11 protein-coding genes and 1 pseudogene are annotated in these 13,832 nt (G+C 67.1%); 4 read left to right on the forward strand and 8 right to left on the reverse strand.

Annotation, left to right across the window (positions count from 1 at the left end; all coding sequences use genetic code 11):
• Positions 1-227: 227 nt before the first annotated feature.
• Positions 228-569: pseudogene (locus tag E0W60_RS04080) on the forward strand (MHYT domain-containing protein); the annotation flags it as partial.
• A 224-nt stretch (positions 570-793) separates the two neighbouring features.
• Entirely contained in the window at positions 794-2,233 is a 1,440-nt protein-coding gene (locus E0W60_RS04085) for an NAD-dependent succinate-semialdehyde dehydrogenase (RefSeq protein WP_135703115.1), read from the forward strand.
• Between the two features lie 73 nt (positions 2,234-2,306).
• On the opposite strand, the gene E0W60_RS04090 is transcribed toward E0W60_RS04085, so the two are convergent.
• From E0W60_RS04090 to E0W60_RS04115, 6 genes are all read right to left on the reverse strand, one after another.
• Entirely contained in the window at positions 2,307-2,693 is a 387-nt protein-coding gene (locus E0W60_RS04090) for a cytochrome C oxidase subunit IV family protein (protein ID WP_133095806.1), read from the reverse strand.
• An 8-nt stretch (positions 2,694-2,701) separates the two neighbouring features.
• On the reverse strand, positions 2,702-3,403 hold the full coding sequence (locus E0W60_RS04095; RefSeq protein WP_133095807.1) for a heme-copper oxidase subunit III family protein: 702 nt from the start codon (positions 3,401-3,403) through the stop codon (positions 2,702-2,704).
• Positions 3,404-3,437: 34 nt separating this feature from the next.
• A complete protein-coding gene (locus E0W60_RS04100; protein ID WP_133095808.1) occupies positions 3,438-4,085 on the reverse strand; it encodes a bb3-type cytochrome oxidase subunit III in 648 nt (215 codons plus the stop codon).
• A complete protein-coding gene (gene ctaD / locus E0W60_RS04105) occupies positions 4,082-5,839 on the reverse strand; it encodes a cytochrome c oxidase subunit I (protein ID WP_133095809.1) in 1,758 nt (585 codons plus the stop codon). Before ctaD ends, E0W60_RS04100 begins: the two co-directional genes overlap by 4 nt.
• Before the next feature lie 10 nt (positions 5,840-5,849).
• Positions 5,850-7,187: a cytochrome c oxidase subunit II gene (locus E0W60_RS04110; RefSeq protein ID WP_133095810.1), complete on the reverse strand. Its 1,338-nt coding sequence runs from the start codon at positions 7,185-7,187 to the stop codon at positions 5,850-5,852.
• A gap of 314 nt (positions 7,188-7,501) precedes the next feature.
• Positions 7,502-8,005, reverse strand: a complete 504-nt coding sequence (locus E0W60_RS04115) for a hypothetical protein (RefSeq protein ID WP_135703116.1) — start codon at positions 8,003-8,005, stop codon at positions 7,502-7,504.
• 288 nt (positions 8,006-8,293) lie between these two features.
• Here E0W60_RS04115 and E0W60_RS04120 point away from each other — a divergent pair, with 288 nt between their 5' ends.
• Together E0W60_RS04120 and E0W60_RS36950 are read left to right on the forward strand one after the other, a co-directional pair.
• Positions 8,294-8,473 (forward strand): hypothetical protein, encoded by a 180-nt coding sequence (locus tag E0W60_RS04120; RefSeq protein ID WP_029047537.1) that lies wholly within the window; start codon positions 8,294-8,296, stop codon positions 8,471-8,473.
• Between the two features lie 68 nt (positions 8,474-8,541).
• Entirely contained in the window at positions 8,542-8,706 is a 165-nt protein-coding gene (locus tag E0W60_RS36950; RefSeq protein WP_165971506.1) for a hypothetical protein, read from the forward strand.
• 36 nt (positions 8,707-8,742) lie between these two features.
• Here the strand turns inward: E0W60_RS36950 and E0W60_RS04125 are convergent, their stop codons facing one another.
• Together E0W60_RS04125 and E0W60_RS04130 are read right to left on the reverse strand one after the other, a co-directional pair.
• Complete coding sequence (locus E0W60_RS04125; protein WP_135703117.1) at positions 8,743-8,937, reverse strand: rubredoxin; 195 nt, start codon at positions 8,935-8,937, stop codon at positions 8,743-8,745.
• Between the two features lie 93 nt (positions 8,938-9,030).
• On the reverse strand, positions 9,031-13,119 hold the full coding sequence (locus E0W60_RS04130) for a DUF748 domain-containing protein (protein WP_167884550.1): 4,089 nt from the start codon (positions 13,117-13,119) through the stop codon (positions 9,031-9,033).
• Positions 13,120-13,832 lie beyond the last annotated feature (713 nt).

The raw sequence follows: 13,832 nt of genomic DNA on the forward strand, positions 1-13,832 counted from the left end.
CCTTGGAGAGGCAGGAAGGCCAGCATCATGACCAGCAGAAGAAGCCGGATGGCGCGCACGTGAAGACGGTTTAGGGGGTTTAGGTATAGGTCCGACAAATTCTACAGGGCGCGGCACCGGGGGGTTCACGTCTATGTGGTCAACCACACATAGACCGGCGATATCGCGATGACATGGCGTACACGCCCCTGAGGCGTGTGCGGACGACAACGACGCGCAGCCCTGGCTTTGACTGGGACCTGGGCGTGATCGCACTGTCGGCGGTGATCGCCGTCGTGGTGTCGGTAGTGGCGCTGTGGCTGGCCACCACGGTGAAGACGGGCGGCAAGCAGCTGGCCGCGGCGGTGGTGATGGGCGTGGCGGTCTGCGGCATGCACTACACCGGCATGTCCGCCGGCACCATGGTCTGCACCAGCCCGACCTATGCGCCCAGCCTGTTCGCCATCGAGGGCGACAGCATCGGCTATGCCGTGTTCAGCCTGACGCTGATCACGCTGCTGGTGATCCTGGTGGTGGAAGCCACCCGCACCGGCGCCACCCCGGCCGCCCGGCCGCGCGACCTGGCCTGAGCGCCCACGGGCGCAGTCCGCTCCGGCCCATAGCTCCCTCGCGCCGGCGGGGGACGGGTGCCGCACTTTCCTCCCTGCCTGCGCCCGCCCCCCCGGCGCAGCGTCCACTGCATGATCGCCGCAGTCGCGGTAAGCTTGCGTTTTCACTGACGGCCGCGGCCGCGGGGTTGCCCGCCGCCGCGGCCTTGCCCTTCGCCCATCGAACGCCACCAAGGAGAACACGCATGTACCAGGATCTCGCCCTCTATATCGACGGTGAATTCATCAAGGGAGGCGACAGGCGCGAGCAGGACGTCATCAATCCGGCCACCGAGGAAGTGCTGGGCAAGCTGCCGCACGCGACCCGCGCCGACCTGGACCACGCGCTCGCCGCCGCGCAGCGCGCGTTCGAGAGCTGGAAGAAGTCCTCGCCGCTGGAGCGCGGCAAGATCCTGCGCCGCGTGGGCGAGCTGGCCCGCGAGCGCGCCAGGGAGATCGGCCGCAATATCACGCTGGACCAGGGCAAGCCGCTGGCCGAAGCCATCGGCGAAATCATGGTCTGCGCCGAGCATGCCGACTGGCACGCCGAGGAATGCCGCCGCATCTACGGCCGCGTGATTCCGCCGCGCCAGCCCAATGTGCGGCAGATCGTGGTGCGCGAGCCGATCGGAGTCTGCGCCGCATTCACGCCGTGGAACTTCCCGTTCAACCAGGCGATCCGCAAGATCGTGGCCGCGGTCGGTGCGGGCTGCACGCTGATCCTGAAGGGCCCGGAGGACTCGCCCAGCGCGGTGGTGGCGCTGGCGCAGCTGTTCCATGACGCCGGCCTGCCGCCGGGGGTGCTGAACATCGTCTGGGGCGTGCCCAGCGAAGTGTCGACCTACCTGATCGAATCGCCGATCGTGCGCAAGATCTCGTTCACCGGCTCGGTGCCGGTGGGCAAGCAGCTGGCCGCGCTGGCCGGCGCGCACATGAAGCGCGTGACCATGGAGCTGGGCGGGCATTCGCCGGTGCTGGTGTTCGACGACGCCGACATCGAGCCCGCCGCCGAGATGCTGGCGCGCTTCAAGCTGCGCAATGCCGGCCAGGTGTGCGTGTCGCCGACGCGCTTCTATGTCCAGGAGAAGGCCTACGACAAGTTCCTGGCGCGCTTTACCGAGGTGATCGGCTCGATCAAGGTGGGCAACGGCCTGGACGACGGCACCCAGATGGGCCCGCTGGCGCATGAGCGCCGCGTGCTGTCGATGGAGCAGTTCCTGGACGATGCCAGCCAGCGCGGCGGCAAGGTGGTGGCCGGTGGCTCGCGCATCAGCGCCCTCGGCAACGACAAGGGCTATTTCTTCGCGCCGACCGTGGTGACCGACCTGCCCGACGATTCGCGCCTGATGACCGACGAGCCGTTCGGCCCGGTGGCGCCGGTCACGCGCTTCAAGGACACCGCCGAGGTGCTGCGCCGCGCCAACAGCCTGCCCTTTGGCCTGGCCTCGTATGTGTTTACCAACTCGCTGAAGACCGCAACGGAAGTTTCCAACGGGCTGGAAGCGGGCATGGTCAACATCAACCACTTCGGCATGGCGCTGGCCGAGACGCCGTTCGGCGGCATCAAGGACTCGGGCATCGGCAGCGAGGGCGGCCTGGAGACGTTCGACGGCTACCTTGTGACCAAGTTCATCACCCAGGTCTGAAGCCGAACGACGGCGACAGCCATTGAGGCGGCCTGCCGCCGGCTCCCTCCCGGAGCCGGCGGCGCCCTCCCCGTCAGCGGAAGAAGATGCCGCGCGTCAGGAACGTATAGTTCGCTTCTTCCGCCATCAGCCAGACCAGCACCAGCAGGCACAGCGGCGGGACCAGGATGGCGCAGATCAGCGCCATGCGTTCCCATGCCATGTGCATGAACACCGCCACGATCAGCCCCGCCTTCAGCGCCATGAACACCAGGATCAGCGTCCAGCGCAGGTAGCCGGTGACGTGGAAATAGTCGACCAGGTAGGACAGCGTCGACAGCACGAACAGCAACAACCAGATCTTCAGGTACAGCCCGATGGGATGCTGCTGGCCGCTATGCGCGCCGGCATGCCCGGATTCGTGCGCGGCCGGCTGCGCGGGCGTCGTGGAGCCTGCGGGGGATGCGGGAGTCGATGCCATGGCCGCCCTCACCAGAGATAGAACAACGCAAAGATGAACACCCAGACCAGGTCAACGAAGTGCCAGTACAACCCGGCGATCTCGACGATCTGGTAGTTGCCGGTGGCTTCGTAGCGCCCGCGCAGCACGCGCGTGGCCACCACCAGCAGGTAGATCACGCCGCACGACACGTGCAGGCCGTGGAAGCCGGTGATCATGAAAAACGTCGAGCCGAACTGCGCCGCGCCCATCGGGTTGCTCCACGGCCGCACGCCCTCGTCGACGATCAGCTTGGTCCATTCAAACGCCTGCATGCCGACGAAGAGCATGCCGAACAGCGCCGTCACCAGCATCAGCAGCGCGCATTCCCGGCGCGCGCGCCGGTAGGCAAAGTTGACGGCCATCGCCATGGTGCCGCTGCTGGTGATCAGCACGAAAGTCATGATAGCGATCAGCAGCAGCGGGATATCGGCGCCGCCCACGTGCAGCGCGAATACCTCGCTGGGATTCGGCCATGGCACCGTGGTCGCCATCCGCACCGACATATAGCCGGTCAGGAAGCAGCTGAAGACAAAGGTGTCGGACAGCAGGAAGATCCACATCATGGTCTTGCCCCACGACACCTTGAAGGCCTGCTGGTCCGACGACCAGTCGGCCAGCAGGCCGCGCACCCCGCCAAGTGGCGGAGCCGCGGGCGGCGTGGCCGACGGTGAAGACAGTTGCGTTGACATGCCGCTCTCCTCCTCTTGCGCGTGCGTGCCCGTCCTAGGCCGTGCCGCAGAGATAGCGCACCAGCTCGGGCGTGAGCCAGCCCAGCGCCGCCAGCAGCACCACCCATACCGCCAGCAGGAAATGCCAGTAGCGCGAGCACAGCCGCATGCGCAGCACGGCAACTTCGCCGCTGCCGCGCGCGGCAACCGCGAAGCCCCAGCCCACGAGCCCGCCCAGCACGTGCAGGCCGTGCATGGCGGTCAGCAGGTAGAAGAAGCTGCCCGCCGGATTGCCGGCCGGCATGACCTGCATCGCGCCCAGCGCCTGCCAGGCCCACAGCTGCGAAACCACGAAGGCGGCCGCGCCCAGGCCGCCGAGGCGCAGCGCCAGCCGCGCCACGCCCATGCTGCCGCGGCGTGCCGCGCGCGACGCCACCTCCATCGCCGCGCTGCCGGCGGCGAGCAGGGCGGTGGACAGCCACACCTGCCACGGCAGCGCGATGCGGTGCCAGTCCGGGCTGTCCATGCGCAGCGCATAAGCGGTCAGGAACAGCCCAAACAGCGACGTGACCACTCCCATGAACACCCACAGGCCGGTGCTTGCCGGCGAGCGGCGCCGCGGGTGGCGGTGCGCGGCATTCTCGCCGGAGGGGTTGCCGCCGAAGTCGTCGCGGCTGACCTTGTAGACGGCGTCGGCGTTCATGCTACGGCTCCGCGGCTGGCGTGGGGTTCAGGCTCCGATCCACCCGCTTCGGGCGGCGCATTCTGCGCGATGAAGTCCTCGGGCGCGCCCGGCACGCTGTAGGCATAGGCCCAGCGGTACACCACCGGCAGGTGCGGGCCCCAGTTGCCGTGCACCGGCGGCGTCTGCGGCGTCTGCCACTCCAGCGAGGCCGCGCGCCAGGGATTGCCATCAGTCTTGTCCCCATGGCGCAGGCTCCACACCAGGTTGTAGACAAAGAGCAGCTGCGCCGTCGCGACCACGAAGGCCGCCACCGAGATGTACATGTTCATCACGTGCGCGGATTCGGGGATGAAGGCGTAGTTCTCCCAAGCGTAGTAGCGCCGCGGCATGCCCAGCACGCCGAGATAGTGCATCGGGAAGAAGATGGCGTAGGTGCCGATGAAGGTGATCCAGAAATGCACGCGGCCCATGGTGTCGTTGAGCATGCGCCCCGTCACCTTGGGATACCAGTGGTAGATGCCGCCGAACACCACCAGGATCGGCGACACGCCCATCACCATGTGGAAGTGCGCCACCACGAAATACGTGTTCGACAGCGGGATATCCACGCTGACATTGCCCAGGAACAGCCCGGTCAGCCCGCCGATGACAAAGGTGCTGATGAACGCGATCGCAAACAGCATCGGCACCGAGAAATGGATGTCGCCGCGCCATAGCGTGATGACCCAGTTGTACACCTTGATTGCCGTTGGCACCGCGATGATCAGCGTGGTGGTGGCGAAGAAGAAGCCGAAGTACGGGTTCATGCCGCTGACGAACATATGGTGCGCCCACACCACCACCGACAGCACGCCGATCGCCAGGATCGCCCACACCATGGTGCGATAGCCGAAGATGCTCTTGCGCGCATGGACGCTGACCAGGTCGGAGACGATGCCGAACGCCGGCAGCGCGACGATATACACCTCGGGGTGGCCGAAGAACCAGAACAGGTGCTGGAACAGCAGCGGGCTGCCGCCCTTGTAGGTGAGCTGCTGGCCCATCGACACCATCGCGGGCATGAAGAAGCTGGTGCCCAGGGTCTTGTCCAGCAGCATCATCACCGCGGACACGAACAGCGCCGGAAACGCCAGCAGCGCCAGGATGGTGGCCATGAAGATGCCCCACACCGACAGCGGCATGCGCAGCAGCGTCATGCCCTCGGTGCGTGCCTGCAGCACGGTGGTGACGTAGTTCAGGCCGCCCATCGTCGCCGCGACGATAAAGATCGCCAGCGACACCAGCATCAGGATGATGCCCCAGTCATGCCCCGGCGTGCCGGGCAGGATGGCCTGTGGCGGATACAGCGTCCAGCCGGCGCCGGTGGGCCCGCCCGGCACGAAGAAGCTGGCCAGCAGCACGATCACCGACAGCAGGTAAACCCAGAAGCTGAGCATGTTGAGGAAGGGGAACACCATGTCGCGCGCCCCCACCATCAGCGGGATCAGGTAGTTGCCGAAGCCACCCAGGAACAGCGCGGTCAGCAGGTAGATCACCATGATCATGCCGTGCATGGTGACGAACTGGTAATAGCGGTTGACGTCGATAAACTCGAAACGCCCCGGAAAACCCAGCTGCATCCGCATCAGGTTGGACAACGCCACGCCCACCAGCCCCACCACGATCGCCACGATGGTGTACTGCACGGCGATCACCTTGTGGTCCTGGCTCCAGACGTAGCGGGTCCAGAAGCTCTGCGGCGCGTGATGGGCTGCATCGTCGGCGTAAGCCATGCGGGTCTCCTCACTTGCGTGGCGGCGCGGGCGCCGCGCCGGGCGGCACGGCCACCGCGGTCGAGGTCGTATAGGTGCCCGAGGCAGCGCCAGGGGCTGGCGCGGGCGCGGCCGTGCCGGCTGCCGCGGTCGTGGCGGCGCTGGTGGCGGCAGCGGGCGCGCCCGGCGCCGCGACCTCCGGTGCGGGGGCGCCGGTTCCCGCCGACTTGATATACGCAATCAGCGCAGCGGTCTCGTCCTCGCTCATCGGCAGCTGGGGCATCACCGGACCGAAGCCCTTCACCAGGCGCGCGTGCGGGTCGGTGATCTCCTTGTGCAGGAAGGCGTCGTCGACCGCGGCGCTGCTGCCGTCGGCAAAGGTCTCGGTCTTGCCGTAGAGGCCCTTCCACGTCGGGCCCACGCCGGGATTGCCGTCGATGCTGTGGCATGCGACGCAGCCCTTGCTTTGCGCCAGCGCGCGGCCCTTTTCCACCACGCCGGCGTCGCTGGCGGCGCCCGGCGCTGCGGCGGCCATGGCGGCCGGCGGTGCCGCCGCCTTCGCCAGCGCCATGGCAAAGGTCTGCTGCTTCGCCAGCCAGGCGTCGTACGCGGCGGGTTCGTCCACCACCACGATGCCGCGCATGTTGTAGTGCCCCACGCCGCACAGCTGCGCGCACAGGATTTCAAAGCGTCCCGTTTGCGTCGGCGTGAACCAGAACGACGTCACCATGCCCGGCACCATGTTCATGCGCGCGCGGAACTGCGGCACATAGAAATCATGCAGCACGTCCTTGGAGCGCAGCAGCACTTTCACCGGCTTGTTCAGCGGCAGGTGTACCTCGGGCCCCACGATGACGATGTTGTCCTGCCCGCGCGGGTCGTCCGGGTCAAGGCCCAGCGGATTGGAACCGGTAATGAAGCGCGGGTCGGAAGCACCCAGCTCGCCGCTCTTGCCCGGAAAGCGGAACCCCCACGACCATTGCTGGCCCACCACCTCCAGCACCATCGCCTCGCGCGGCGGGCGCACGTAGTCGGCGTAGACGAACAGGCCCGGCGCCAGCAACGCCACCACGCCCAGGGTGGTGCCGCCGATCAGCCACCACTCGAGCTTGCGGTTTTCCGGCTCGTAGGCGGCGCGGTGGCCAGTGCCGCCGTTGGGATGCGGCGCATTGTGCCGGTAGCGCCAGACGATGTAGCCGACGAACAGGTTGATGACGACGAAGAATATCCCGGTGATGACGAGGGTAATGGTCAGCGTGTCGTCCATCTGCTTCCAGTTGGACGCCAGCGGGGTCGCCCACCACGGGCTCAGAAAATGGAAGAGCACCGAAGCGACGACGATGACGACGAGTGCAATGGCCAACGCCATAACCACCCTCCTCCTCGCGCGCGGCGAGGGATGCGGAAGTCACGCAAGGTTAGATAAGACTAGTGCATGCCGTCAGGTCACTGCAAGGCGACATGGCGGGCAAATGCGTGCCTCCATGCACAAGCGGTCCGCCCAGAAAAAGCGGCGGCAGGAACCCTTCGGCTCCATGCCACCGCCATGGTCGCGCGCGGCCCCGTGTAATGGCCAAAGCGCGCAGGAAACGTGCATGCGTCTTGCCGTGCCGTTCGGGCACGATCCCCGGGTTGAAAAATGTCTCGGTTCGGCCGCTGAGCACCGCGGCTCATTGCGTCATCTCAGTGCGACACGTCCTTGCTTTCCAGCTTCCAGTAGCACGCCGCGGCCGTCACGCCGAAGATCAGGTGGCCGATGAACGTATGCCAGCCACGCACCTCGACAAACCACGGGAACGCGCGCGTCATCACATAGAAATTGAAGAAGTAGACGACCAGCCCGAACACGGCGCCGGCCAGCATCGCCATGCCGAGGCTCGAGTCCAGCGTGAACGGCGCGATGATCGCCGCCAGGATCATGCCAAGCACCGCGCCCAGCACGAAGTGGATCGCCAGTGCCGCGGCCGCCGTGCCGACGGTGAACAGCGACGTCTGCAGCTCGTCCGGGCCCATCACGATCGCCGCGATCATGCGCGTGGCCACCCACGGATTGACGCCCGACACCATCGACGACCAGAACAGTTCCAGCACCAGCAGCAGCGCGCCCGCGGCCAGCCCCGACACCGCTGCCGCGGTCCAGTCCGGCTGGCGCCGCACGTAATGGTGCGATCGCATGTGAAGTTCCATAGCCACCTCCGTCTCTCTCTCTTGAGTCGGCGGGACCTTCGACATGGATGGGATCGGGGCCCGCGTCTCTGATCAGCATAGGACACGCGCTTCCCACCAGGCTGCCGGCATGGCGAAAAACACTTCCGCTTCGTGCGTGGCGCAACGCCATCGGCGCAGGAGTGCCGATAACGATACCTGCGAACGCCCGGCTGCTGTGCACACTACGGGACAATCCCGATGCGCGCTGCCTTGCGCGCGGCACACACTGCCTATACTGGAATCACAAAAGAGAGACAGGAGACCGCCATGCACTTCACCGCGCATGATCTTGTATTCCTGATTCCGATGGCGCTGGTGGGCGTGATCGCCATGGGTTCGATCCCGGTGACCGCCAAGTACCTGCGTATCAGTTGCCGGACCATGGGAGCGCTGATCGGCGCGCTGGTCGCGGTGCTGGTGCTGGAAGCGCTGCCGATGCTGATCTGATACCGGCCCGGGAGGCCGGGCTGGCAGGTTTTGCACGATCCGCACGAATCGCGAAGAGGAGGGCCGCCATGTCGATCGCCCTGCTTGCCGCCATCATGGCGGCCCTGCTGCTTGTTACCGTGCTGGTGGCCCTGTGGCGCAGCGTTCACCCGTATCGGATGCGCTACCGGCGTTATGCCGCGCAACGTCACCACACCGGCCTGTGCCGGCCGCCTTTGCGGCGGCATGGCTAGTCAATGCATGACGGCGCTGCAAAGCGCCGTCATGCATTACAGCTCGATCATCGCGAACTCGCCCTTGCCGACGTCGCATTCGGGGCAACGCCAGTCGTCGGGGATGTCTTCCCAGCGCGTGCCGGGGGCGATGCCGTCTTCGGGCCAGCCCTGTTCTTCGTCGTAGACCCAGCCGCAGATCACGCACACCCAGGTCTTGTAGGCAACGGCCGCTTCAAGTTGATCCTGCAAAACATTCTCCAGATTCGGTCATGACACATTGTCCGGGCCGAATCATACCGTTTTTTGCCGGCGGCGCCGTGACGGCGCCGCCGGCCGCCACGGCTACTGCCGGATCGAGAAATCGACCCGGTTCGGCGCGCCCTTGTCCTTGATGCCCTCGGCCGTGAGCTTGGGCGCGGTCAGGAACAGCCGGCTCTCCGGCACCTTGCCTTCGCGCTCCAGCGACTGCTTGACCACCAGCGCCCGCTGCTCGGCAAGGCGCTTCAGGTCGGCCTCGGAGACAGTGGCATTGGCCATCAGCAGCTTCTCCATTTCCTCGGGCGGCAGCGACTTGGCAAAGCCGACGAAATTGCGCGGCTTCTTCATCGAGGCGCGCTTGTAGACCTCTTCCAGGTACTTCGGGTATTCCTGCTTCGACACCTTGATCTCGGCGCCCTGCACGCCCGACTCGTCGTCGCCGGCCTCGGTGCCTGCCTGCGCGCTGTTGCGCAGGTCGCGCCGCTTCTGCTCGGCCACGCGCGCATCCAGCCACGCGCGGCGCGCGCCGGCTTCGTCGGTGGCCGGGTCGATGCGGCCGCTGATTTCCAGCCGCAGCGAAGGCCGGTCATTGAGCGCCTGGCCGAGCTTGCCGATCTTCTCCTTCGCCGCCGGCGTCAGCGTCGACGTGCCGGGCGCGAACTCGACGTAGCCGAGCTCCTCGCTGCTGCCGCCGAAGGCAGAGGCTATCAAGGAGAACGGCGAAGTGATCGCCTTGGTCAGCAGGTTGACGATCACGCGCACGATCACGCCGCCGATGCTGAATTCCGGATCCGACAGCGAGCCGGAGACGGGCAGGTTCACGTCGATCACGCCATTGCGGTCCTTCAGCAGCGACACCGCCAGCAGCACCGGCAGCTTGGTCGCGTCCGGGCTGTCGACACGCTCGCCGAAGGTAAGCTGGTCGAGGAACAGGTGGTTGCTCGCATCCAGCTTGCCGTTCTCGATCTTGTAGGCGACATCGACGGTCAGCTTGCCCTTGGTGATCGGGTAGCCGGCGTACTTGGCCGCGTACGGCGTCAGCCGCGTCAGCTCGACCCCCGATGCCTTGGCGGCGATGTCCAGGAACAACTGCTCGCCCAGCGGGTTGATCTTGCCGCTGATGGTGACCGGCGCATCGTCGTCGATGCGGCCGTCGAGCACCAGGTCGGCAGGCGCGGGATCGCCCGACGACACCTTGGACACCGAGCCCTTCATGCCGGTCAGGTTGGCCGTGTAGTTCGGCTTGACAAAGAAATCCGAGAAATTGATGTTGCCCTGGTTCACCGACACGCCGCCGATGCGGATCTGCGGCTTGGGGCCGCCCGGCTTCTGCTCGACCTGCGCGGTGCGCGTGTCACCGGCCTGCACCGGCGGCGTCGCCGGCGCCGAGGCCGGGTTGGCCTGCGTCAGGCTGGTGGACGGCGCCGCCTCGCCCTTGGCCGCGCCGCCGGCCAGCACGTCCTGCAGATTCAGGCGGCCGTTGGCGTTCAGGATCACGCGCGCATAGAAATCGGACAGCGCGATATTGCCCAGGCTGACGCGCATCGGGCCCTTGCTCTCATCCATCGCGAAGTCGATGCCCGACAGCGCGAGCGAGCGCCAGCGCAGGAAATCCTCGCCGCTGACACGGTCGACCGTGCGCACGTTGCCGGCCAGCACGTTGCCGGCAAACTGCGCGGCGATCGGCTTGCCGGTGGGCGCGTCGACATTGAGCTTGCCCTTGACGGTCAGCGTGCCGCTACGCAGCGCCGCGTTGAGGCGGTCGGCCAGGTACGGCTGCAGCGGCCCGATTTCGACCTGGCGCAGGTCCAGCTGCAGGCGGCTCGCCGGCATGGCAGGCAAGACGGTGCCGTCGATGCCGATCACGCCGCGCCGGCCGGATTCGGCGTGCAGCTTCACCGGCACCGCCGCCGGCGTCAGCGGCCAGACAATGGCGCCGGTGCTGAGCTCGATATTGCGGAACTGGTGGATCACCGGGCGGCCGCGGTTGGCTTCGGCCGGCTGGTAGTCGGCCACGCGCGCGCTGCCGCCGTCGACGGCGATCTTGCCGATCCTGGCTTGCCAGACACCTGCGGCGGCACTGCCGTTCCTGCCATTGGCGCCACTAGCGCCATTCGTGGCATTCGCGGCAGGGGCCGGTGCCTTGCGCGGCGTGGCGCGAGCCTGCTGGGCGGATTCGCTGGCCCACAGCCGCGCCATTTCGAGCAGTTGGCCGCTATGGTCGCGCGTGGCCGCGATCTGCGGCTGCGCCAGCGTCACCTGGCTGGTCGCGAAGGTCTGGCGCGCGAGGTCAAACTGGATATCGTCGAGCACCAGCTTCTCGGCGCGCAGCAGCGGCAGGTTGGCGCCTGCACGGTCGGCCTCGGCGCGTTCGCGCGCACGACGGCTGACGCGCTGGGGGGCCTGCGTCGCGGCTTCATTCGCGGTGTTGGCGGTGTTGGCGGTGTTGGCGGTGTTGGCGGTGTTGGCGGTGTTGGCGGTGTTGGCGGTGTTGGCGGTGGCGGTAGGCGCGGCCGGCATCACCACCGGATCGCGTGTGGCGACATAGAGCGGCGCCAGTTCCACCCGGGACTTTTCCAGCACGAACTGGAACTGCGGCGCCGCCCACGACATGCGGTAGTGCAGCTCGGCATCGACCGCGGTCTCGCCGAACTGGCTGCGCAGCTCGCGCGGCCACCACGCGGCAAAGCCCTGCGGCCGCAGCCCCTTGGTCTCGAGCGTGCCGGCCAGCGTGCCGTCGCGCAGCAGCAGGTCGCCGGCATGGTGCAGGGTCTGGCCGTCGGCCACGGTCAGGGTGGCATCGATATGCGCCGGCTTGTCGCCTTCGGTGCCGGCAAAGCCCTTGACCTCGGCGTCGAGCGGGCCCAGCGCCAGCTTGCCCGGGCCCGAGGGCGCCAGCGCATCCTCAAACCCGAGGTTGGCCTGCTTTACTACGATGCGGTCGACCGCATAGCGCCAGGGCTGGTCCTTGGCCGCGGGGCCGGCCGGCGCGGCTTGCGCGGCAGAAGCCGAAGGAGCAGGAGCAGCGGAAGCAGCCGCGGCGGGCGCGGGCGCGGACGCCGCCGCAGCCGGAGCCGGAGCGGGGGCCGGCGCCACGCCGTCGGTCGACTTGCTTACCGCCTGCGGCAGGAACGCCGTCGCCAGGTTCAGCGTGCCGTCGGCGCGGCGTACCGCCTGCACCCCCAGCCCTTCGATTTCCACGCTACGCAGCTGGGCCCGGTGCGCCAGCGGCTCGAGCCGGGCAATGTCCAGCGCCAGCCGGCCGCTTTTCACCAGCGGCTGGCCCGCGCGCGTGCGGATATCCGCATCGCGCAGCGCGGCCGTGCCCATCAGCAGCATTTCCTGCGTGTCCTTCTGCTGGCGGAACGCCACCGTCAGGCGCGTATCAAGCTTGCCGGACTTGACCTCGGCATCGCGCAGCGGCGGCGCGAAGGCCATGAGGCGCGTCACGTCGAGCCCGTCGAGATTGACATTGAGCCGGGTCTGGCGCGAATCGGCGAAGGGCAGCACCTCGCCATCGAGCGCCAGCGGCGTGCCGTTGACCCGCGCGCTCAGCGTCGGCCGCGTCACGATCTCGACGTCATGCGGCAGGTTGGACAGGAACGGCAGCGTCAGCGTCAGGTGGTCGACGCGCAGGCTGGTGTCGAGCAGCCTGTCGTCATAGCTGAAGCTGCTGCCGGTCACGGCAATATTGTTGACCGAGAAGCGCGCCGGCTTGGCATCGGCCGGCTTGGGCGGCAGTGCTGCGAATTTTTCCTGGACATCGGCAAAGGTCATGCGCCCGTCGGCGCCGCGCGCGACGCGCACGGCAAGGCGGTCGACGTGCAGGTTGTCCACCACCGGTGCCAGATGCCACAGCGATGCCACCGAAGTATTGGCCTCGGCCTCGCCCAGCGTCACCGCAGGCGTCTTGCCGTCGCGCTCGTAGATCGTCAGGTCAGACAGCGTGGCGGCCAGTTCGAACGGCCGCACATGCGCCTTGCCCAGCGTGACCTTGCGCCCGAGTGCTTCAGTCGCGTTCTTTTCGATCAGGTATTTGAGCAGCGGCGGTCCGCCGATATAGCCCGCCAGCCCGAACACCGCGAGCGCGGCAACCACGCCGCCGGCAACGCGGGTCGCCAGCCGGCCGCGCGGCGTGGCGGCCACTGCCTGAATGGATTGCTTGAATTCCATGTCGTCCCAGAAAATCTGACCCCGCACTCCGGCGTTACACGCTGCTTTGTGCCCCGGATTTCACTTTTTTGTCGCCATTATGGCAACGGATTCGGACAAAGCAAAGACATGGGAATTGCTCAGTCACCGCCAAAAATGCCGATCTGGCATCTTTATGGCCTTTGCGAAGTGGTTGGTCGCAAGCCTGGGGCTTACCCGCCACACCGCGCCTGCCACTCCCGCGCTGTATCCGACGCGCTCGGGGAATGCCCCCGCGGTGACGACTTGTGTACGGTTCGATTGTCGACTGAGAGCTCGCGCGCGATTTCTTTCATCGTGCCGCCCTGGGCGCGCAGCGCCATCACCCACTCGCAACAGGCGCCCGTTCGGACCCGGTCGGACGAAATAGCGTTGCCTTGTGGAAGGCGCTTTCGCCGATATGCAGGCTGGTGTCCGAAGGCGCCGGCCGCTGCGCCACCTGCCATAGCGGCACACTGCTTACCGACGCCAATGCGCGCCTGCATCCGCCGAGCGACTCGATGGTCGAACCGGAATCGCCCAGCTATGCCTCACGTTCGGCAAGCAGTATCGAACCAGTCCGCTCAGGAGTGTGTGGCAGCATCCGCCTTACTTCCACGACGGGTCGGCTGCAACGCTGGAGGACGTTGCGCAGACCTATAACACCAGGCAAGGGCTGGGGTTGACCGCTGAGCAGATTGCGGATCTGGCCGAGT

This window comes from Cupriavidus oxalaticus (genome assembly GCF_004768545.1).
Lineage (GTDB): Bacteria > Pseudomonadota > Gammaproteobacteria > Burkholderiales > Burkholderiaceae > Cupriavidus > Cupriavidus oxalaticus_A.

Excerpts from the sequence above, each read along its gene's own strand:
- E0W60_RS04090 (WP_133095806.1), bottom strand. The coding sequence starts at position 2,693 with ATGGCATCGACTCCCGCATCCCCCGCAGGCTCCACGACGCCCGCGCAG.
- E0W60_RS36950 (WP_165971506.1), top strand. The coding sequence starts at position 8,542 with ATGTCGATCGCCCTGCTTGCCGCCATCATGGCGGCCCTGCTGCTTGTT.
- E0W60_RS04100 (WP_133095808.1), bottom strand. The coding sequence starts at position 4,085 with ATGAACGCCGACGCCGTCTACAAGGTCAGCCGCGACGACTTCGGCGGC.
- E0W60_RS04085 (WP_135703115.1), top strand. The coding sequence starts at position 794 with ATGTACCAGGATCTCGCCCTCTATATCGACGGTGAATTCATCAAGGGA.
- ctaD (WP_133095809.1), bottom strand. The coding sequence starts at position 5,839 with ATGGCTTACGCCGACGATGCAGCCCATCACGCGCCGCAGAGCTTCTGG.
- E0W60_RS04130 (WP_167884550.1), bottom strand. The coding sequence starts at position 13,119 with ATGGAATTCAAGCAATCCATTCAGGCAGTGGCCGCCACGCCGCGCGGC.
- E0W60_RS04110 (WP_133095810.1), bottom strand. The coding sequence starts at position 7,187 with ATGGCGTTGGCCATTGCACTCGTCGTCATCGTCGTCGCTTCGGTGCTC.
- E0W60_RS04120 (WP_029047537.1), top strand. The coding sequence starts at position 8,294 with ATGCACTTCACCGCGCATGATCTTGTATTCCTGATTCCGATGGCGCTG.
- E0W60_RS04095 (WP_133095807.1), bottom strand. The coding sequence starts at position 3,403 with ATGTCAACGCAACTGTCTTCACCGTCGGCCACGCCGCCCGCGGCTCCG.
- E0W60_RS04115 (WP_135703116.1), bottom strand. The coding sequence starts at position 8,005 with ATGGAACTTCACATGCGATCGCACCATTACGTGCGGCGCCAGCCGGAC.